Genomic DNA, 19,047 nt, shown 5'->3' on the forward strand with positions numbered 1-19,047 from the left:
CGAACCGCCGCCGAAGCCGCCACCGCCGCCGCCGCGGCTGCTCGACTGGCCGGCGAAGTCATCATTGCCGCCGCCCCAGTCGTCGCGGCCACCGCCGCCACCGCCGCCCTGGCCGCCGCCGGGTCCGTCGAGCATCACCAGCTTGGCGTCGAAGCCCTGCAGCACGATCTCGGTCGAATAGCGGTCGGCGCCCGACTGATCCTGCCACTTGCGGGTCTGCAACTGGCCCTCGAGATAGACTTTCGAACCCTTGCGCAGATAGCGCTCGGCGACATTGGCGAGGCCTTCGGAGAAGAGCTTCACCGTATGCCATTCGGTGCGCTCCTTGCGCTCGCCCGAATTGCGATCCTTCCACGTCTCGCTGGTGGCGACGCGCAGTTCGACCACCTTGCCGCCGTTCGAGAAGGACCGGCTTTCGGGATCACGCCCGAGATTGCCGACCAGGATCACCTTGTTGACGCTGCCCGCCATGGAAACTCCGCCTTGAAATCGATAGTGTGGCCGCAGGAATGGCCGAGATCATCAACCTGAACAAGGCCCGCAAGGCCAAAGCCAGGGCGGCCCAAGCCGCAAAGGCTGTGGAGAACCGCGCCAGCTTCGGCCGGACCAGGGCCGAGAAGGCGCGCGACGACGCCGAACGCGCCCGGATCGACGCGGCGCTGGACCAGTCGAAGCTGGACTGAACGCCGCCGCCGCGCGCGGAAGTATACACTCAGTTGACACTATCGCGCCGATTCGGCGCCGCCCCGCCCGGGGCAGTCGAGACATAGCGGGCGAGTCGCGCGGAGCATCCGGGAACAAAAGCAGAAAATGCCGATGTAGGAAAGCGCAATCCGCCCCGCCTCGCAGGGGATGAGTCAGAGTCCCAGCGCCGTGGCGCTCCAGAAGGTGATGCCCGCCGCGGCATAGGCCAGCGCGAACAGGTAGACGATCATCACCACCGGCCATTTCCAGCCATTGGTCTCGCGCCGGGCGACCGCGATGGTCGACAGGCACTGCGGCGCGAACACGAACCAGGCGAGGAAGGCGAGCGCGGTGGGCAGCGACCAGCGCGTCGAGAGCTGGCTGCCCAGCGCCTGCGCGCCGGCCTCCTCGTCCTCGGCATCGATCGCATAGACGGTCTGCAGCGCCGACACCGCGACCTCGCGCGCCGCCATCGCCGGGATCACCGCGAGGCTCATCTCGTGGTTGAAGCCGATCGGCCGCAGCACGACCTCGAGCCCCGAGGCGATTCGGCCGGCGATCGAATATTCGCTCTGCTTCTGCCCTTCGGGCGCGACCGGATAGGAGGCGAGCAGCCACAAGGCGATGGTGACGCCCATGATGATCGTGCCGGCACGGCGCAGGAACACATAGGCGCGCTGCCACAAGCCGATCAGCAGGTCGCGGACCGAGGGCAGCTGGTAGCGCGGCAGCTCCATCATGAAGCCGCCGGTACGTCCCTTTGTGGCGGTGAGGCGGAGCACGAACGCCGCGGCGACCGCGCCGACGATGCCGAAGAGATAGAGGCCGAGCAGCACCAGCCCCTGCAGCCCGATCCCCCAGCCGACGCTGGTCGCCGGGATGAACGCGCCGATGATCACGGCATAGACCGGCAGCCGCGCCGAGCAGGTCATCATCGGCGCGATCAGGATCGTGGTCAGCCGCTCCTTGGGATCGTCGATCGAGCGCGTCGCCATGATCCCGGGAATCGCGCAGGCGAAGGACGAGAGCAACGGGATGAACGCGCGGCCCGAAAGCCCGACCCCGGCCATCAGCCGATCCATCAGGAAGGCGGCGCGGACCATATAGCCCGACGCCTCGAGCAGCAGGATGAAGAAGAACAGGATCAGGATCTGCGGCAGGAACACGACGACCGAGCCGACGCCGTTGATGATGCCCTCGACCAGCAGGTTGCGCAGGAAGCTTTCGGGCAGGCCGGCGGTGGCGCTCTCGGCGAGCCAGGCCTGCAGCCCCTCGATCCAGCCGATCGGCGCCTCCGACCAGGCATAGACCGCCTGGAACATGACGAACAGCACGGCGAGCAGGATCAGCGGCCCGGCGACCGGGTGCAGCGCGACGGCATCGACGGCGCGGGTGAAGGCGCGGCCGCGCGGCTGATCGGTGATCGCGACGCGGGCGATGCGGCGTGCCTCGCGCTGGAAATGCGTGATGTCGGCATCGGGCACCGCCGGCACCTCGCGCCGCGTGCCGAGCAGCGCGTCGCCGAGCGCCGCGCGCAGATCGTCGAGCCCGCGCTTGCGCACCGCCACCGTCGTCACCACCGGCACGCCGAGCTCGGCCGACAGCGCGGCGGTGTCGATCGTCAACCCGTCCCGCGTCGCCATGTCGATCATGTTGAGCGCGACCACCATCGGTCGCCTGAGCTCACGCAGCTGGAGCACGAAGCGCAGGTGATTCTCGAGGTTCGACGCGTCGGCGACCACCATCAGCGCATCGGGCAGCCGTTCGCCGTCCTGCTTGCCGAGCACGACGTCGCGCGTCACCTGCTCGTCGGGGCTCGATGGATCGAGGCTGTAGGTGCCGGGCAAGTCGACCAGCTCGACCGGCCGCCCGTCGTCGAGCGCCATGCGCCCGGCATGCCGCTCGACCGTGACCCCGGGATAGTTGCCGACCTTCTGCCGCGCGCCGGTGAGCGCGTTGAACAATGCGGTCTTTCCGGCATTGGGATTGCCGACCAGGGCGACGAGCGGGGACTGGTTCATTCGGCGGGGACGGCGATCCGGATCGCCTCCGCCACATGCCGGCGCAGCGCCACCGTCATCCGCCCGATACGCACCGCTGCCGGGCCGCCCGCCCAGCCGCCGGGGCGCACCAGCTCGACCTCGACGCCCTCGTCGAGCCCGAACTCGCGCAGGCGGCGCGCCTCGGACGGGGCGAGCGAACTCCAATCGACCGATGCAACCGTGGCAGGGACGTTGCGCGCCGCGCGCGCCAGCGAGAGACTCATAATGCGAGCGATTATCAACTGCGGCAACGAAAAGCCAGCGGCTTTAGAAGCCCGACCTGACTGGCGTTCGAAGACATCGCCATCCTCCCTCCTCCGTCAGGCTGCGCCCGCCACCTCCTCCTGGCGTGGGAGGATTGTATGGTTGCAAAAACGGCACCGATCGCGCACCGGCACCCCATCATGACCGATCCCGCACTCCGCGACGCCGCCCTCGTCTCCAAGGCCTGGCCCTATGAGGAAGCGCGCAAGCTGCTCAAGCGCTATCCGGAGGGGAAGCCGGGCGGCGAGCCCGTGCTGTTCGAGACCGGCTACGGCCCGTCGGGGCTGCCGCATATCGGCACCTTCAACGAGGTACTGCGCACGACGATGGTGCGCCGCGCGTTCGAGGAACTTTCGGACCAGCCGACCCGCTTGGTCGCGTTCAGCGACGACATGGACGGGCTGCGCAAGGTGCCCGACAACGTCCCCAATGGCGACATGCTGGCGCGCTATATCGGCCATCCGCTGACGCGCGTGCCCGATCCGTTCGGCAAGTATGAGAGCTTCGCGCATCACAACAACGCGATGCTGCGCGAATTCCTCGACCGGTTCGGGTTCGAGTACGAGTTCCTCTCCTCGACCGACTGCTACGCCTCGGGCCGGTTCGACGACACGCTGCGCGCGATCCTGCGCAACTATCGCAAGATCATGGACATCATGCTGCCGACCCTGGGGGCGGAGCGGCAGGCGACCTATTCGCCGGTGCTCCCGGTCAGCCCCAAGAGCGGGGTGGTGCTGCAGGTGCCGGTCGAGGTGATCGACGCCGAGACCGGCATGATCGCGTTCATGGACGAGGGCGAGCGGATCGAGCAGACGATCTTCGGCGGGCAGGCCAAGCTGCAATGGAAGGTCGACTGGGCGATGCGCTGGGTCGCGCTCGGCGTCGACTACGAGATGTCGGGCAAGGACCTGATCAGCTCGGTCGAGCAGAGCTCGAAGATCGCGCGCGCGCTCGGCGCCCGCCCGCCCGAGGGGTTCAACTACGAGCTGTTCCTCGACGCCAAGGGCGAGAAGATCTCCAAGACCAAGGGCAACGGCCTGTCGATCGAGGAGTGGCTGACCTATGGCCCCGACGAGAGCCTCGCCTTCTACATCTATCGCGAGCCCAAGAAGGCCAAGTCGCTGCACCTGGGCCTGATCCCGCGCGCGGTCGACGATTACTGGCAGTTCCGCGCCAACTACCCGAACCAGCCGGTCGAGCAGCAGCTCGGCAACCCGGTGCACCATATCCATAACGGCCCGCCCCCGGCGGAGACGCTGCCGGTGACGTTCGGGCTGCTGCTCAACCTGGTCGGGGTGATGGGCGAGGCGACCAAGGAGCAGGTCTGGGGCTATCTCGCGAACTATGTGCCCGATGCGACGCCCGCGGCGTGGCCGGCGCTCGACGCGCTGATCGACTATGCCATCGCCTATGTCCGCGACGTCGCCGAGAAGCCGGTGCGCCGCGCGCCCGAGGGGGTCGAGGTCGCGGCGCTGCAGCGGCTCGACGACGAGCTCGCCGCGCTCCCCGCGGACGCCAGGGCCGAGGACATCCAGAACATCGTCTACGAGATCGGCAAGACGGCCGGCTTCGCCGAGCTGCGCGACTGGTTCAGGGCGCTGTACGAGACGCTGCTGGGATCGAGCCAGGGGCCGCGCATGGGCAGCTTCATCGCGCTCTACGGGATCGGGAACAGCCGCAAGCTGATCGCCGAGGCGCTGGCCAAGGCCGGCTAGTCCTGCGCACCCGGCGCGAGCCAGCGCAGCCGCGCCGCGCCGTCGGCACCGTTACCCGGCACGGCGCGCGCGCCGACGCCGGCGGCCCGCAGCGCTTCGACGATCGCTTCGGCACCGGGCCCTGACGCGCCGATCGGCAGGTTGAGCCGTTGCGCGCCCCAGATCGCTGCGGCGAGCGCATCGGGATCGGGCTTGCCGTCGCGCATCGCCACGTTTGGCAATGCTGCCGCGGGCGGCGTGAGCGTGATCGTCCAGTCCTGCGCGCTCGCCGCGACCCGCGCCTCGAGGGCGCGATAGACGCCGATCCCGGCGTCCGGCAGCGGCGCGGCGGTCGCCACGGCGCGGCGCGCATCGCGATCGATCAGCACGGCATCCGGCGTGACGCCGGCGACCAGCGCGAGCTGCTCGGCAGCGTGAGTCGCCATCCGGTCGGCGGCCGCCGCGCGCGAGTTCTGCGCGGCGGCGACCTGCGCCGCCTCGGCCTGGGCGCCGGTGCCGACGCGAACCTGCTCGAGCGACACCTCGACCTCACGGCCGAGCAGCCGTTCGAGCGTCGCGGCGGCGGCGCGCTCGGCTTGCGGGCGCAGCTGGCGCGTCATGACGGTCGCGCTGATGCGCAACGGGTCTTGCGCATAATCGAGGTCGAGCTGGCTCAATCGCACCGCGCCATCGAACTGGCTGGCGATCACCTCACGCGCCTGGCGCGAGGCGGCGGCTTCCCAGGCGATCTGCCGCAGCGCGAGCCCGAGCGGGATGGCGAAGGCGACCAGCGCGGCGAGCACGAGCACGGTCTGCAGCATGGTCTGCTGCGGGGAGAGGTGCGAGCCGAAGCCGTAAAGCCGCGCGATCACCGCCGCCGAGACGGCGATGGTGATGAGGTTGGTCAGGAACAGCAGCAGCGCGCCGCCGAACACGGTGCCGTTCCAGGTGGCGAGCCCGAAGCCGACGACGGCGAGCGGCGGCATCAGCGCGGTGGCGATGGCGACGCCCACCACCGTCCCCTCGCGCCCGCGGATCATCGCATAGGCGCCGGCGAGCGCGGAGAAGAGGGCGACGAGCAGGTCGAACAGGTTGGGGCGGGTTCGCGCCGCGATCTCCGACGTGACGTTCTGCAGTGGCGACGCGAGCACGAGCAGCGCGGTGAACAGCACCGCGATGACCGTGCCGAGCGCGAGCGCGAGCCCCGAGCGGCGGATCTCGTCCCAGTCGAAGGTGGCGAGGCCGAAGCCGAGGCCGATGATCGGCCCCATCAGCGGTGAGATCAGCATCGCGCCGATCACCACCGCGGGCGAGGAGAGCAGCAGGCCGAGCACGGCGATGCCCGCCGACATCAGCACCATGAAGACGTAGCGGCCGTTCCACGCCGCCTCGCCGCGTACCTTCTCCAGCACTTTGCCGTGATCGATCGAGGCTACGACGTGGCCGCGCCACCATGCCAGCAGCGGGTTTCGCGGCGTGCGTACGATGCTGTCCATGCCCGGCGGCTTAAGGGGTTTGCGCCCCACGTTCCAGCGGTTAGGCAAGGACTTCACGAACCGGGAGGAAGTTGTGGCAGGGGCGAGGCGACGCGCGTCTTCGGCGCTCAGGGCGTTCATGCAGAGCGAGGCGGCGGGCGGGATCATCCTGATCGGCGCCGCGGCGCTGGCGATGCTCGTCGCCAACCTGCCCGGGCTGTCCGCGGACTATTTCCACCTGCTCCACCTGGAGACCGGACCGGTGATCAGCCCCAAATACGGGCCGATGACGGTGCATCTGTGGATCAACGACGCGCTGATGGCGGTGTTCTTCCTGCTCGTCGGGCTCGAGATCAAGCGCGAGTTCGTCGACGGCGAATTGTCGAGCTGGTCGGCGCGGCGGCTGCCGGTCGTCGCCGCGGCGGCGGGGATGGCGGCGCCGGCGGCGGTCTATCTCGCGATCGCGGGGGGCGGCGAGCTGGCGGCCGGCTGGGCGGTCCCCGCCGCGACCGACATCGCCTTCGCCATCGGGGTGCTGGCGCTGCTCGGCAAGCGCGCGCCGGCGTCGCTCAAGCTGTTCCTGACGACTGTGGCGATCGTCGACGACATGGGCGCGGTGGCGATCATCGCGGTCGCCTATACCGCCAGCATCAGCGGCCTGTGGCTGGCGCTGGCCGGGCTGGTGCTCGGCGCGATGTACCTTCTCAACAAGGTGGGGGTGAAGCGGCTGTGGCCGTTTCTCGTCCTGGCGGCGGCGCTGTGGTATTGCGTGTTCCTGTCGGGCGTTCATGCGACGATCGCCGGCGTCGCGGCGGCGATGATGATCCCGATCACCAAATCGCCCGGCGCGCCCGACGACGTCGAATCGCCGCTTCACCGGCTCGAGCACGCGCTGGCGCCGTGGGTCGCCTATGCCATCGTTCCGCTGTTCGGCTTCGCCAACGCCGGGGTGAGCCTTGCCGGCATGTCGCCCGCGATCCTGCTCGCGCCGCTGCCGCTGGGCATCGCCGCCGGGCTGTTCCTCGGCAAGCAGCTCGGCATTTTCGGGAGCATCTGGATCGCCGACCGCACCGGCTTCGCGCCGCGGCCGGGCGGGGCGAGCTGGGCGCAGATCTATGGCGTGGCGATGCTGGCGGGGATCGGCTTCACCATGTCGCTGTTCATCGGCGGCCTCGCCTTCCCCGGCAACGAGGCGCTGGTCGACGAAGTCAAGATCGGCGTGCTCGCCGGGTCGCTGCTGTCGGCGGTGGCGGGGTTCCTCGTGCTCCGCTTCGCCCCGCGCGTGCGTCGGGGCTAGCGCCCGGTGCGTGGTGCCCCTACCGCACCGGACCTTGCCGGGCTGCTCGGAGCGGTCGCCAGTGGCAATCGCCAGGCGATGGCGGTGCTCTACGAAGCCACTGCGCCGGTCCTCTACGGCATCGTCGAGTCGATCGCGCGCGACCCCATCGCCGCGGCGCAGCTTACCGAAGGCGTGTATTTGCGTGTCTGGGACCGCGCGCCGCGCTTCGATCCGGCTGCGGGCGAGGCGCGTGCCTGGCTCGCCGCGGTCGCGCGCAACGCCGCGGTCGAGTGGCGCCGCCGCGTGCCCGGCGCGTCGGCGGTGGCCGCTGCCGAGATGGTGCTGTCGGACGAGACGCTGCTGACCGGCGAGGCGCCGATCGCCTGGGGCAACACCGCCGCGCTGCTCCACTACCAGCTGCGCGCGCTCCCGTTCGACGCGCAGGCCGCGATCCGCGCGGCGATGCTGACCGGCGCGAGCGAAGCCGAGATCGCGCAGGCCGGGCTGATGAACCAGGAGACGGCGGCGCGGCACATGCGCGACGGCCTGGCCGCGCTGGCGAGCGAGTTCGATCTCGACGCCTCGAGCGAGCCGCCGCTCGCGCGCGAGCTGGCGCTGGGCGCGGTCGAGGGCGAGCGGCGCGCGCAGGCGCTGCGCATGCAGCTCGCCAACCCCGCCTTCGCGGCCGAGGTCGAGGCCTGGCAGCAGCAGCTGGCGCCGGTGCTCGAGGCCCTGCCGGCGATCGATCCGCCCAGCGAGCTCTGGGCACGGATCGATGCGCTGATCGAGCTGCGCGAAGCCGATTCGCCGCGGCGGCTGCGGCGGCGGCAGGTGCGCTGGCCGATCGCCCGGACCACCGCGATCGGACTCGCCGCCGCGCTTGCCGGCGCGTTGGTGACGATCGCGATCTTCACCTTCGCCTTTGGGGGACTGACGCCGCGCCCGCCCGGTGATGCGCCGGTGCTGGTCGCGCAGGCCGCGGGGCCGGACCAACGCCCGGATATCGCGATCCGCTACGATCCCCGCGGCAACGCGCTGCGCGTGCGCATGCGGCGCTTCGACCCCGCCGCCGGGGCCGCCGATCTGTGGCTGCTCGGCGCCAACGGCACCCCCTTCTTCCTCGGCCGGCTGTCGAGCAACGGCGTGGCGCGCTTCGCCCTGCCGCGCCAGATCGAGGCAATGCTGCACGACGGCGCGACGGTGATGGTGACCGTGGCGCCGGCCGATCAGGCGCGCCGCTCCGAACCGGTCGGGCGGGTGGTGGCCTCGGCGCGTTTCGTGCTGGTGTGAAAAATTTTCGGACGGATGGAACCAATCGCGGAAGGGACGCGTTGTTCACCAGCTTGATCGATGAGAAAGAGCACTTCGACGAACCGAACCTCTCACTAGGGACGGATCGTCAAGGAAGGCCCGCCATGAGAATGGCGGGCCTTACCTTTTGGAGCTTCCGCCGAACGATTGCCCCTTGCGCGCTGCCTGCATAGACTGGCGGCGATTGACGGGAGCATCGCCGCCATGCGGATCATCGCCTTATCGCTCGCCTTGCTGCCGGCCGCTGGCCCGGCCGCGGCCCGCGACCAGTCCTTCGGCGTGTGGCGCAACCCCTCCAACTCCGTGCATGTCCGCGCCGAGCCGTGCGGCCAGCGGATGTGCGGGGTGGTGGTGTGGGCGAACGACAAGGCCAAGGCCGATGCGGCGCGCGGCGGCACTAAACAGCTGATCGGGGCGCGGCTGTTCCGCGATTTCCGTCAGGAGAAGCCCGGCGTGTGGCGCGGGCGGGTGTTCGTGCCCGACATCAACAAGACCTTCTCGGGCACGGTCAGCGTGCTCGACCCCAACCGGATCGAGGGCAAGGGCTGCCTGGTCGGGCGGATCGGCTGCAAGTCGCAGATCTGGACGCGGATCCGGCAGTAGGACGGGGCGGCGCGCGGCCGCCCCGCCACGTCGTTCAGAGCTTCTCGGTCAGCTCGGGCACGATCTTGAACAGGTCGCCGACCAGGCCGATGTCGGCAACCTGGAAGATCGGGGCGTCCTCGTCCTTGTTGATCGCGATGATCGTCTTGCTGTCCTTCATGCCGGCGAGATGCTGGATCGCGCCCGAGATGCCGATCGCGACATAGACTTCGGGGGCGACGATCTTGCCGGTCTGGCCGACCTGATAGTCGTTGGGGGCATAGCCCGCATCGACCGCCGCGCGGGATGCCCCGACCGCGGCGCCGAGCTTGTCGGCGAGCGGATCGATCAGGCCGTGGAACTGCTCCGACGAGCCCAATGCGCGGCCCCCCGAGACGATCACCTTGGCGCTGGTGAGCTCCGGACGCTCCGACCTGGCGATCTCGGCGCCGACGAAGCTCGAGATGCCGGCATCGCCCTTGCCCGAGACGGCCTCGACCGAGGCGCTACCGCCTTCGGCCGCGGCCTTCTCGAACGCGGTGCCGCGCACGGTGAGCACCTTCTTGGCGTCCGACGACTTGACCGTGGCGATCGCGTTGCCGGCATAGATCGGGCGGGTGAAGGTGTCGGCGCTCTCGACCGAGAGCACTTCGGAGACCTGCATCACGTCGAGCAGCGCGGCGACGCGCGGCGCGATGTTCTTGCCGGTGGTGGTGGCGGGCGCGACGAACGCGTCATAGCCGGACATCAGCTCGGCGATCAGCGGCGCGACATTCTCCGCCAGGGCATGGCCATAGGCGGCGTCATCGGCGAGCAGCACCTTGGACACGCCGGCGATCTTCGCCGCGGCGTCCGCCGCACCCCGCGCACCCTGCCCCGCGACCAGCGCGACGACATCGCCGAGCTTGCCCGCCGCGGTGACGGCGGCGAGCGTCGCGTCCTTGACCGACGCATTGTCGTGTTCGACCCAGACCAAAACGCTCATTTCGCGACTCCCAGCGCCTTGAGCTTGCCGACAAGCTCATCCACATCCGCAACCTTGACGCCCGCGGTCCGCTTGGGCGGCTCGGCGACGCTGACGACGGTCAGGCGCGGGGCCGTATCGACGCCGTAATCGGCCGGGGTCTTCTGTTCGAGCGGCTTCGACTTGGCCTTCATGATGTTGGGCAGCGAGGCGTAGCGCGGCTCGTTGAGGCGAAGGTCGGTGGTGACGATCGCCGGCAGCTTGAGCTTGACCGTCTCGAGCCCGCCATCGACCTCGCGCGTCACGTCGACGCTGTCGCCGGCGACCTCGACCTTGCTGGCGAAGGTGCCCTGGCCCCAGCCGAGCAACGCGCCGAGCATCTGGCCGGTCTGGTTGTTGTCGTCGTCGATCGCCTGCTTGCCGAGGATGACGAGGCCGGGCTGCTCCGCCTCGGCGACCTTGGCCAGCAGCTTGGCGACGCCGAGCGGCTCGACCAGGCCGTCGGACTGGATCAGGATCGCGCGGTCCGCGCCCATCGCCAGCGCCGTGCGCAGCGTCTCCTGCGCCTTGGCCTCGCCGATCGAGACCACGACGATCTCGGTCGCCACGCCCTTTTCCTTGAGGCGGATCGCCTCTTCCACGGCGATCTCGTCGAACGGGTTCATGCTCATCTTGACGTTGGCGAGGTCGACCCCCGTCCCATCCGCCTTCACCCGCGGCTTCACATTATAGTCAAGCACACGCTTGACCGGCACCAGCACTTTCATCGCGTCCTCCGCTTATCGCGTCGTTTTTGCAGTTTCGAGTCTGCAGTTTCCTTGGTCAATTAAAGCCGTTTTCGCAAGTCCGGTATGGAATCGTCGATTGCCGTAACGTCATTGCACAAACGCAAAAGGGGGCCGGGGTGGCGACCGCCCCGAACCCCCTTTCAATGGGCTTCGAATGCCGGGCGATCAAGCAGCCTGCTTGACCTCCGCGACGATCTTGCGCGCCGCATCGCCCAGGTCGTTGGCCGGGACGATGGCGAGGCCCGAATTGGCGAGGATGGCCTTGCCCTCCTCGACATTGGTGCCCTCGAGCCGGACGACGAGCGGAACCGACAGGTTCACTTCCTTCGCCGCGGCGACGATACCCTCGGCGATGATGTCGCACTTCATGATCCCGCCGAAGATGTTGACGAGGATGCCCTTCACCGCCGGATCGGCGAGGATGATCTTGAACGCCGCGGTCACCTTCTCCTTCGAGGCGCCGCCGCCGACGTCGAGGAAGTTGGCCGGGAACATGCCGTTGAGCTTGATGATGTCCATGGTGGCCATCGCCAGGCCGGCGCCGTTGACCATGCAGCCGATGTCGCCGTCGAGCTTGATATAGGCGAGGTCGTATTTCGACGCCTCGAGCTCGGCGGGGTCCTCCTCGCTCTCGTCGCGCAGCTCCATCAGGTCCTTGTGACGGAACATCGCGTTCGAATCGAAGCCGACCTTGGCGTCGAGCACGAGGAGGTTGCCCTGCTCGGTCAGCGCGAGCGGGTTGATCTCGATCTGCGAGGCGTCGGTGGCGAGGAACGCGTCGTAGAGCGACTTGGCGACCTTGGCCGCCTGCTTGCCCTGCTCCCCGGTGAGGCCGAGCGCCGCGGCGACGGTGCGGCCGTGATGCGGCATGAAGCCGGTCGCGGGATCGATCGAGAAGGTCTTGATCTTCTCCGGCGTCGAATGCGCCACTTCCTCGATGTCCATGCCGCCCTCGGTCGAGACGACGAAGGCGATCTCGCTCGACGCGCGGTCGACGAGGAGCGCGAGGTAGAATTCCCTGGCGATGTCGGCGCCGTCGGTGATGTAGAGGCGGTTGACCTGCTTGCCGGCCTCGCCGGTCTGGATCGTCACCAGCGTGTTGCCGAGCATGTCGGTGGCGTGCGCGCGGACCTCGTCGAGGCTGAAGGCGAGGCGGACGCCGCCCTTGGCGTCGGGGCCGAGCTCCTTGAACTTGCCCTTGCCGCGGCCGCCGGCATGGATCTGCGACTTCACGACATAGAGCGGCCCGGGGAGCTTGCTTGCTGCCTCGACCGCCTCGTCGACGGTGAACGCGGCGTGGCCGGCGGCGATCGGCGCGCCGAACTTCGCGAGCAGTTCCTTGGCCTGATATTCGTGGATGTTCATGGGCAGCCCTTCGCGTTCGCAGCAAAAATCCCGCCGCCTTAAGCACAGGGGCGAAGCCGAATCAAATCGCGAAGACGCAGCAAAGTGACAGGTCGCGCCCCCTGTCGCCCACCCATCGCCGCCTGATGCGGGAAACCGGGCAATTCCAGCGCCTCAACGGGCCAGTCCAGTGGCACACAGCGCAGCCGAGCTGGTGGTCACCGAAAGAATTTCCGGGTCTCCCAGCGCGCGGACGCGGCGCAGGAAGCGCTCGACCGACTCGGTCTCGCGCGCCCTGGGCAGGTCGGCGATGCGCAGCAGCTGCGCGAGGCTGAGCCGGTCGACCATGCGCTCGGCCATGCACGCCGCCAGCGGGCGCGGCAGCCCGGCGTTGACGAGGCCGGTGCGCAGCCGGTCTTCAGGCACGGCGCAGGCCGACAAGGCGAGAAGAAGGAGAAAGGATGCGCTTCGCATGCCGCGTCGCTATATCGCGCCCATGCACCCGGCAATCGGCATCACGCTGTTCCTCGGCACCATCGCGGCGATGGAGGGAGTGGCCTATGCCGCGCACCGCTGGGTGATGCACGGACCGGGCTGGTTCCTGCACAAGAGCCACCACGAACCGCGCACGGGCATGTTCGAGCTCAACGACCTCTATGCGGTGATCTTCGCTTGTCCCTCGATCGTGCTGCTGCTCGGCGGGGTGCAGCTCGGCTGGTGGCCGGGCTTCACCTGGATCGGCGCGGGGATCGCCGCCTATGGCGCGATCTATTTCGGGTTCCACGATGTGATCGTGCACAAGCGGCTCAGCCACCGCTATCTGCCCCGGTCGAGCTACATGAAGCGCATCGTCCAGGCGCACCGGCTGCATCATGCGGTCGAGACCAGGCACGGCACGGTGAGTTTCGGCTTCCTGTGGGCCCCGGCGCCCGAGCGGCTCAAGGCCGAACTGAACGCCCGCGGCAATGCCGGGGTGCGCGCGCCGGCTCGCTCCTGATCACCGATCCCGCCTTCTACGCGCTGGCGATTCCGGCGGTGGCGCTGATCGGCCTGTCCAAAGGCGGGTTCGCGGGCGCCGGCGCGCTGTCGCTGCCGATGATCGCCTTCGCCACCGATCCGGTGAAGGCGGCCGCGATCCTGCTGCCGCTGCTGATCGCGCAGGACGTGGTCGGGGTGTGGGCGTTCCGCAGGACGGTGGACGGGTTCGTGCTCGGCTGGACGCTGGCGGGCGCGGTGATCGGCATCGCGCTCGGCTATGGGTATGCGGCGAGCGTGTCGGCCGATGCGGTGCTGGCGATGGTCGGCGGCATCTCGATGCTGTTCGGCGCCTATCGCCTGTGGCGCGACCGGCTGGGCGCGCCCGCCGCCTCGACCTCGCCCGGATGGGTCGGGTCGCTGTTCGGCATCGCCTCGGGCTTCACCAGCCAGATCGCGCATGCCGGGCAACCGCCCTGGCAGCTCTGGGTGCTCCCGCGCCGCCTCGAGCGCGACATGCTGATCGGCACCACCGCGGTCTATTTCGCGCTGGTCAACTGGATCAAGGTGCCCGCTTATCTCGCGCTCGGCCAGTTCACGCGCGAGAATCTGCTGACGTCGGCGGCGTTGCTGCCGGTCGCGGTGGCTTCGACCTTCGCCGGCGTGTGGCTGGTGCGGCGCGTCTCGCCCGAGCGGTTCTATACCGCGATCTACTGGCTGATGATCGTGGTCGGCGCGGTGCTGGTGTGGAAGGCGATCGCCTAGTCGAACAGGCTGGAGACCGAGCTCTCGTCGGCGATGCGGCGGATCGCCTCGGCGATCAGCGGCGCGATGGTGAGGTGGCGGATCTTCTGCGCGTCGGCGATGATGGTGTGGTTGCCGATCGAATCGGTGATCACGAGCTCGCGCAGCGACGAGCCGTCGACCCGCGCCACCGCGCCGCCCGACAGCACGCCATGGGTGCAATAAGCGACGACGTCCTCCGCTCCCGCTTCCTTGAGCGCGGCGGCGGCGTTGCACAACGTCCCCGCCGAATCGACGATGTCGTCGATCAGGATGCAGAAGCGGCCCGAGACCTCGCCGATGATGTTCATCACCTCCGATTCGCCCGCCTTCTCACGCCGCTTGTCGACGATCGCGAGCGGCGCATTCTCGAGCCGCTTGGCGAGCGCGCGGGCGCGGACCACGCCGCCGACGTCGGGCGAGACCACCATCAGGTTCTTGTCGGAGAAGCGCGCCTTGATGTCCTCGCTCATCACCGGCGCGGCGAAGAGATTGTCGGTCGGGATGTCGAAGAAGCCCTGGATCTGCCCGGCATGGAGATCGGCCGAGAGCACGCGGTTGGCGCCCGCGGTGGTGATCAGATTGGCGACCAGCTTGGCCGAGATCGGGGTGCGCGGCCCGGGCTTCCGGTCCTGGCGGGCATAGCCGAAATAAGGGAGCACCGCCGTGATGCGCTTGGCCGATGCGCGGCGCAGCGCATCGATCATGATCAGCAGCTCCATCAGATTGTCGTTCGCCGGATAGCTGGTCGACTGGAGCACGAACACGTCCTCGCCGCGGACATTCTCGAGGATCTCGACAAAGATCTCCTCGTCGGCGAAGCGGCGGACATTGGCTTCGGTCAGCGGGATTTCGAGATAGGAAGCGATCGCCTGGGCGAGCGGCAGGTTCGAATTGCCGGCCATCAGTTTCATAGGTCTCGCTCCCCGGCGACGTTTGTCTTCAAACCTTCCCCTTAGGAGGCGCAAGCCGATCGGGAAAGGGGGCGATTCGCCTCGACCGGTATCGCGCGGTACAATGAAAGTCAGGACAGTGTTACTGTCCCATCTCGACTCGCACGTTGAAAGAATATAACAGGGGCCTGAAATCATATTCCGTGCGTTGCAGAACGACACGGAGCCCTTTTGACGCTGGAGAGAGCATGACCGCGGAAGCCGCGCGCCCCAATCTGCCGCCGCTCAGCCTGCATGTGCCCGAACCCCGGTTCCGGCCCGGCGACGCGGTCGACTTCGCCGATGTCGCGGTGCCGCCCGCCGGTGCGCAACCCCGCCCCGACACCGCCGCGCAGCCTGCCAGCTTCCACGAGCTCGCCTATACGCTGGTGCGCGTGCTCGACGAGGACGGCAACGCGGTGGGGCCGTGGGATCCCAAGCTCGACGCGGACACGCTCCGCAAGATGCTGCGCGACATGGCGCTGGTGCGCGCGTTCGACGAGCGCATGTTCCGCGCCCAGCGCCAGGGCAAGACCAGCTTCTACATGAAGTGCACCGGCGAGGAGGCGGTGGCGATCGCCGCGGCGCATGCGCTGGCCAGCGACGACATGTGCTTCCCGAGCTATCGCCAGCAGGGCCTGCTGATCGCGCGCGGCTACAGCCTCGTGCAGATGATGAACCAGATCTATTCGAACTCGGGCGACGAGCTGCAGGGCAAGCAGCTCCCGATCATGTACTCGTCGAAGGAGAAGGGCTTCTTCTCGATCTCGGGCAACCTCGCCACGCAATATCCGCAGGCGGTGGGCTGGGCGATGGCGAGCGCGGCCAAGGGCGACACGCGCATCGCCGCGACCTGGTGCGGCGAGGGCTCGACCGCGGAGGGCGACTTCCACTCAGCGCTGACCTTCGCCACCGTGTACAAGGCGCCGGTGATCCTCAACGTGGTCAACAACCAGTGGGCGATCTCAAGCTTCTCGGGCTTTGCCGGGGCCGAGGCGACGACCTTCGCGGCGCGTGCGCTGGGCTATGGCATCGCTGGCCTCCGCATCGACGGCAACGATGCGCTGGCGGTCTATGCCGCCACGCAATGGGCGGCGGAGCGCGCGCGGACCAACCAGGGCCCGACGCTGATCGAGCATTTCACCTATCGCACCGAGGGGCACTCTACCTCGGACGATCCGACGCAATATCGCAGCGCGGGCGAGCCGACCGCCTGGCCGCTGGGCGACCCGATCGCGCGGCTCAAGCAGCACCTCATCGCGCTCGGCGAATGGGATGAGGCGCGCCACGCCGAGCAGGATCGCGAGCTCGCCGAGATGGTCAAGGCGGCGCAGAAGGAAGCCGAGAAGAATGGCATCCTCGGCCATGGCCTGCACCAGCCGCTCGATACGCTATTCGACGGGGTGTTCGAGGAGATGCCGTGGCACCTCAGGGAACAGCAGCAGATGATGCTCGACGAGGAAGAGGCGAGCGGCCGGCCATGGGCGCGGAAGTAATGCGCCGCGCGAGTCCCCTTACCGTCGTCCCGGCCTCGAGCCGGGATCAAGCTTCTTCTTCGAAAGCGCCCCAGGCAGCCCGGCCCCGGCTCAGGGCCGGGGTGACGGAGATTTTGGCATGAGCGATATGATTGAAACCCCGGCTGCGGATCCGGCCGGCGAAGCGGGCGCCAACACCCGCATGAACATGATCCAGGCGATCAACTCCGCGCTCGACGTGATGATGGCGCGCGATCCCGACGTCATCGTGATGGGCGAGGATGTCGGCTATTTCGGCGGCGTGTTCCGCGCCACCGCGGGGCTGCAGGCCAAGTTCGGCAAGACTCGCGTGTTCGACACGCCGATCACCGAATGCGGCATCGTCGGCGTGGCGATCGGCATGGGCGCCTATGGCCTGCGCCCGGTGCCCGAGATCCAGTTCGCCGACTATATCTATCCCGCGCTCGACCAGCTGGTGAGCGAGGCGGCGCGGCTGCGCTATCGCTCGGCCGGCCAGTTCACCGCGCCGCTGACGGTTCGCTCGCCGTTCGGCGGCGGCATCTTCGGCGGGCAGACCCACTCCCAGTCGCCCGAGGGCATCTTCACCCATGTCTCGGGCGTGAAGACCGTGATCCCCTCGACCCCGTACGACGCCAAGGGCCTGCTCATCGCCTCGATCGAGGACAATGACCCGGTCATCTTCTTCGAGCCCAAGCGCATCTACAACGGCCCGTTCAACGGTCATTGGGACCGCCCGGCGGAGAATTGGTCGAAGCATCCGGGCGGCGAGGTGCCGGAGGGCTATTACCGCATCGACCTGGGCAAGGCGGCGATCGTGCGGCCGGGCGAGGCGCTGACGGTGCTCGCTTACGGCACGATGGTGCATGTCGTGCAGGCGACGGTCGAGGAAATGGGCGTGGACGCCGAGATCATCGACCTGCGCACGCTGGTGCCGCTCGACATCGCGACGATCGAGGAATCGGTCAAGAAGACCGGGCGCTGCATGGTGGTGCACGAGGCGACGCGGACCAGCGGCTTCGGCGCCGAGCTGGCGAGCCTGGTGCAGGAGCGCTGCTTCTATCACCTCGAGGCACCGGTCGAGCGCGTCACCGGCTTCGACACGCCGTACCCGCACAGCCTCGAATGGGCGTATTTCCCCGGGCCGGTCCGCATCGGACAGGCGCTCAAGAAGATCCTGAAGGACTGACCCGCATGGCACGCTTCACCTTCCGTCTCCCCGATATCGGCGAAGGCATCGCCGAGGCCGAGATCGTCGCCTGGCACGTCAAGATCGGCGACCGCGTCGAGGAGGACATGCCCGTCGCCGACATGATGACCGACAAGGCGACCGTCGAGATGGAATCGCCGGTGGCGGGAATCGTTATCGAGCTGGCCGGCGAAGTCGGGGACCAGGTCGCGATCGGTTCGGCGCTGATGGTGGTCGAGACCGAGGGCGACGTGGCCGAGGCGCCCGAGGCCGCGCCGGTCTCCGGGGAAGTCGAGGAACAGATCGAGGCGGAGACGCCGGGGGTCGAGGAAGTCGTTGAAACCCCTGAACCCGTTCGTGCTGAGCCTGTCGAAGCACCGCCTCCTTCACAGGCACGGAGCGAAGAACAGCCCTTCGACAAGCTCAGGGCAAACGGGGATGAGGCGCAGCCGGCGCCTTCACACCGCCACGTCCTCGCCTCGCCCGCCGTGCGTCAGCGCGCCAGGGCGCTCGGCGTCGACCTCAGCCAAGTGAAGGCCGAGGGCGACCGTATCCGCCACGCCGATCTCGACGCCTTCCTGCGCTACGGCAGCGGGCAGGGCTATCACGCGCCCCACGCCAGCCGCGCCCGCGACGACGTACCGGTCAAGGTCATCGGCATGCGCCGCAAGATCGCGGAGAACATGGCCGCCTCGAAGCGCGCCATCCCGCACTTCACCTATGTCGACGAGATCGACGTGACCGCGCTCGAGGAGATGCGCGCGGACTTGAACGCCAATCGCGGCACGCGGCCCAAGCTGACCATGTTGCCGTTCGTGATCGCCGCGATCTGCCGCACCCTGCCCGACTTTCCGATGCTCAACGCGCGCTACGACGATGAGGCCGGCGTGGTGACGCGCCACGGCCGCGTGCACATGGGCATGGCGACTCAGACCGACGCGGGCCTGATGGTCCCGGTGATCCGCGACGCGCAGGACATGAACGTGTGGCAGCTCGCCGCCGAGATCACCCGCCTCGCCGAGGCCGCGCGCACCGGCAAGGCGAAGGTCGAGGAGCTCAGCGGCTCGACGATCACCGTCACCTCATTGGGCCCGCTCGGCGGCATCGCGACGACGCCGGTGATCAACAAGCCCGAGGTGGCGATCATCGGCCCCAACAAGATCGTCGAGCGTCCGGTGTTCCAGGGTGACGAGATCGTGCGGGCGAAGCTGATGAACCTGTCGATCAGCTGCGACCACCGCGTCGTCG

At 68.6% G+C, this 19,047-nt stretch carries 19 protein-coding genes; 10 read left to right on the plus strand and 9 right to left on the minus strand.

What is annotated here, in order from left to right; all coding sequences use genetic code 11:
* On the minus strand, window positions 1-471 hold a 471-nt coding region (gene ssb / locus ABDV68_RS11135; RefSeq protein ID WP_343520005.1), incomplete at its 3' end, for a single-stranded DNA-binding protein.
* A gap of 38 nt (window positions 472-509) precedes the next feature.
* Here ssb and ABDV68_RS11140 point away from each other — a divergent pair.
* Complete coding sequence (locus ABDV68_RS11140; protein ID WP_343520006.1) at window positions 510-683, plus strand: DUF4169 family protein; 174 nt, start codon at window positions 510-512, stop codon at window positions 681-683.
* 174 nt (window positions 684-857) lie between these two features.
* On the opposite strand, the gene ABDV68_RS11145 is transcribed toward ABDV68_RS11140, so the two are convergent.
* A complete protein-coding gene (locus tag ABDV68_RS11145) occupies window positions 858-2,705 on the minus strand; it encodes a ferrous iron transporter B (RefSeq protein ID WP_343520007.1) in 1,848 nt (615 codons plus the stop codon).
* A complete protein-coding gene (locus tag ABDV68_RS11150) occupies window positions 2,702-2,950 on the minus strand; it encodes a FeoA family protein (RefSeq protein ID WP_343520008.1) in 249 nt (82 codons plus the stop codon). The genes ABDV68_RS11145 and ABDV68_RS11150 overlap by 4 nt, the downstream gene beginning before the upstream one ends.
* 180 nt (window positions 2,951-3,130) lie before the next feature.
* Between ABDV68_RS11150 and ABDV68_RS11155 the strand changes: the two genes are divergently transcribed.
* Window positions 3,131-4,705 (plus strand): lysine--tRNA ligase, encoded by a 1,575-nt coding sequence (locus tag ABDV68_RS11155; protein WP_343520010.1) that lies wholly within the window; start codon window positions 3,131-3,133, stop codon window positions 4,703-4,705.
* On the opposite strand, the gene ABDV68_RS11160 is transcribed toward ABDV68_RS11155, so the two are convergent.
* On the minus strand, window positions 4,702-6,180 hold the full coding sequence (locus tag ABDV68_RS11160; protein ID WP_343520011.1) for a DUF389 domain-containing protein: 1,479 nt from the start codon (window positions 6,178-6,180) through the stop codon (window positions 4,702-4,704). The genes ABDV68_RS11155 and ABDV68_RS11160 overlap by 4 nt on opposite strands.
* Window positions 6,181-6,253: 73 nt before the next feature.
* Between ABDV68_RS11160 and nhaA the strand changes: the two genes are divergently transcribed.
* From nhaA to ABDV68_RS11175, 3 genes are all read left to right on the plus strand, one after another.
* Window positions 6,254-7,456 (plus strand): Na+/H+ antiporter NhaA, encoded by a 1,203-nt coding sequence (gene nhaA / locus ABDV68_RS11165; protein WP_343520012.1) that lies wholly within the window; start codon window positions 6,254-6,256, stop codon window positions 7,454-7,456.
* A 6-nt stretch (window positions 7,457-7,462) separates the two neighbouring features.
* Window positions 7,463-8,728 carry an anti-sigma factor gene (locus tag ABDV68_RS11170; protein ID WP_343520013.1) on the plus strand — a complete coding sequence of 422 codons (1,266 nt, stop codon included), beginning with the start codon at window positions 7,463-7,465 and terminating at the stop codon, window positions 8,726-8,728.
* A gap of 225 nt (window positions 8,729-8,953) precedes the next feature.
* Complete coding sequence (locus ABDV68_RS11175) at window positions 8,954-9,352, plus strand: DUF2147 domain-containing protein (RefSeq protein WP_343520014.1); 399 nt, start codon at window positions 8,954-8,956, stop codon at window positions 9,350-9,352.
* Between the two features lie 34 nt (window positions 9,353-9,386).
* Here ABDV68_RS11175 and ABDV68_RS11180 read toward each other — a convergent pair whose 3' ends face one another.
* From ABDV68_RS11180 to ABDV68_RS11195, 4 genes are all read right to left on the minus strand, one after another.
* Window positions 9,387-10,316 carry an electron transfer flavoprotein subunit alpha/FixB family protein gene (locus tag ABDV68_RS11180; protein ID WP_343520015.1) on the minus strand — a complete coding sequence of 310 codons (930 nt, stop codon included), beginning with the start codon at window positions 10,314-10,316 and terminating at the stop codon, window positions 9,387-9,389.
* Window positions 10,313-11,062 (minus strand): electron transfer flavoprotein subunit beta/FixA family protein, encoded by a 750-nt coding sequence (locus ABDV68_RS11185; RefSeq protein ID WP_343520016.1) that lies wholly within the window; start codon window positions 11,060-11,062, stop codon window positions 10,313-10,315. The genes ABDV68_RS11180 and ABDV68_RS11185 overlap by 4 nt, the downstream gene beginning before the upstream one ends.
* Window positions 11,063-11,248: 186 nt before the next feature.
* On the minus strand, window positions 11,249-12,448 hold the full coding sequence (gene sucC, locus ABDV68_RS11190; RefSeq protein WP_343520017.1) for an ADP-forming succinate--CoA ligase subunit beta: 1,200 nt from the start codon (window positions 12,446-12,448) through the stop codon (window positions 11,249-11,251).
* A 153-nt stretch (window positions 12,449-12,601) separates the two neighbouring features.
* Complete coding sequence (locus ABDV68_RS11195; protein ID WP_343520018.1) at window positions 12,602-12,901, minus strand: hypothetical protein; 300 nt, start codon at window positions 12,899-12,901, stop codon at window positions 12,602-12,604.
* A 22-nt stretch (window positions 12,902-12,923) separates the two neighbouring features.
* Between ABDV68_RS11195 and ABDV68_RS11200 the strand changes: the two genes are divergently transcribed.
* Both ABDV68_RS11200 and ABDV68_RS11205 read left to right on the plus strand, forming a co-directional pair.
* Window positions 12,924-13,424, plus strand: a complete 501-nt coding sequence (locus tag ABDV68_RS11200; RefSeq protein ID WP_343520019.1) for a sterol desaturase family protein — start codon at window positions 12,924-12,926, stop codon at window positions 13,422-13,424.
* Window positions 13,421-14,167: a sulfite exporter TauE/SafE family protein gene (locus ABDV68_RS11205; protein WP_343520024.1), complete on the plus strand. Its 747-nt coding sequence runs from the start codon at window positions 13,421-13,423 to the stop codon at window positions 14,165-14,167. Before ABDV68_RS11200 ends, ABDV68_RS11205 begins: the two co-directional genes overlap by 4 nt.
* Here the strand turns inward: ABDV68_RS11205 and ABDV68_RS11210 are convergent.
* Window positions 14,164-15,099, minus strand: a complete 936-nt coding sequence (locus ABDV68_RS11210; protein WP_343520020.1) for a ribose-phosphate pyrophosphokinase — start codon at window positions 15,097-15,099, stop codon at window positions 14,164-14,166. The two genes, ABDV68_RS11205 and ABDV68_RS11210, sit on opposite strands and share 4 nt — an antisense overlap.
* Before the next feature lie 227 nt (window positions 15,100-15,326).
* On the opposite strand from ABDV68_RS11210, the gene ABDV68_RS11215 reads away from it, so the two are divergent.
* The 3 genes from ABDV68_RS11215 to ABDV68_RS11225 all read left to right on the plus strand — a co-directional run.
* Window positions 15,327-16,613, plus strand: a complete 1,287-nt coding sequence (locus tag ABDV68_RS11215) for a 3-methyl-2-oxobutanoate dehydrogenase (2-methylpropanoyl-transferring) subunit alpha (RefSeq protein ID WP_343520022.1) — start codon at window positions 15,327-15,329, stop codon at window positions 16,611-16,613.
* Window positions 16,614-16,794: 181 nt separating this feature from the next.
* A complete protein-coding gene (locus ABDV68_RS11220; RefSeq protein WP_343520025.1) occupies window positions 16,795-17,799 on the plus strand; it encodes an alpha-ketoacid dehydrogenase subunit beta in 1,005 nt (334 codons plus the stop codon).
* A 5-nt stretch (window positions 17,800-17,804) separates the two neighbouring features.
* On the plus strand, window positions 17,805-19,047 hold a 1,243-nt coding region (locus ABDV68_RS11225; protein ID WP_343520023.1), incomplete at its 3' end, for a dihydrolipoamide acetyltransferase family protein.

It is taken from the genome of Sphingomonas sp., assembly GCF_039595165.1.
Classification (GTDB): domain Bacteria; phylum Pseudomonadota; class Alphaproteobacteria; order Sphingomonadales; family Sphingomonadaceae; genus Sphingomonas.

Bases quoted from the DNA above. Each gene is read 5' to 3' on its own strand.
- ABDV68_RS11140 (WP_343520006.1), top strand. From the start codon at position 510: ATGGCCGAGATCATCAACCTGAACAAGGCCCGCAAGGCCAAAGCCAGG.
- ABDV68_RS11145 (WP_343520007.1), bottom strand. From the start codon at position 2,705: ATGAACCAGTCCCCGCTCGTCGCCCTGGTCGGCAATCCCAATGCCGGA.
- ABDV68_RS11150 (WP_343520008.1), bottom strand. From the start codon at position 2,950: ATGAGTCTCTCGCTGGCGCGCGCGGCGCGCAACGTCCCTGCCACGGTT.
- ABDV68_RS11155 (WP_343520010.1), top strand. From the start codon at position 3,131: ATGACCGATCCCGCACTCCGCGACGCCGCCCTCGTCTCCAAGGCCTGG.
- ABDV68_RS11160 (WP_343520011.1), bottom strand. From the start codon at position 6,180: ATGGACAGCATCGTACGCACGCCGCGAAACCCGCTGCTGGCATGGTGG.
- ABDV68_RS11175 (WP_343520014.1), top strand. From the start codon at position 8,954: ATGCGGATCATCGCCTTATCGCTCGCCTTGCTGCCGGCCGCTGGCCCG.
- ABDV68_RS11180 (WP_343520015.1), bottom strand. From the start codon at position 10,316: ATGAGCGTTTTGGTCTGGGTCGAACACGACAATGCGTCGGTCAAGGAC.
- ABDV68_RS11185 (WP_343520016.1), bottom strand. From the start codon at position 11,062: ATGAAAGTGCTGGTGCCGGTCAAGCGTGTGCTTGACTATAATGTGAAG.
- sucC (WP_343520017.1), bottom strand. From the start codon at position 12,448: ATGAACATCCACGAATATCAGGCCAAGGAACTGCTCGCGAAGTTCGGC.
- ABDV68_RS11195 (WP_343520018.1), bottom strand. From the start codon at position 12,901: ATGCGAAGCGCATCCTTTCTCCTTCTTCTCGCCTTGTCGGCCTGCGCC.
- ABDV68_RS11200 (WP_343520019.1), top strand. From the start codon at position 12,924: ATGCACCCGGCAATCGGCATCACGCTGTTCCTCGGCACCATCGCGGCG.
- ABDV68_RS11210 (WP_343520020.1), bottom strand. From the start codon at position 15,099: ATGAAACTGATGGCCGGCAATTCGAACCTGCCGCTCGCCCAGGCGATC.
- ABDV68_RS11215 (WP_343520022.1), top strand. From the start codon at position 15,327: ATGACCGCGGAAGCCGCGCGCCCCAATCTGCCGCCGCTCAGCCTGCAT.
- ABDV68_RS11220 (WP_343520025.1), top strand. From the start codon at position 16,795: ATGAACATGATCCAGGCGATCAACTCCGCGCTCGACGTGATGATGGCG.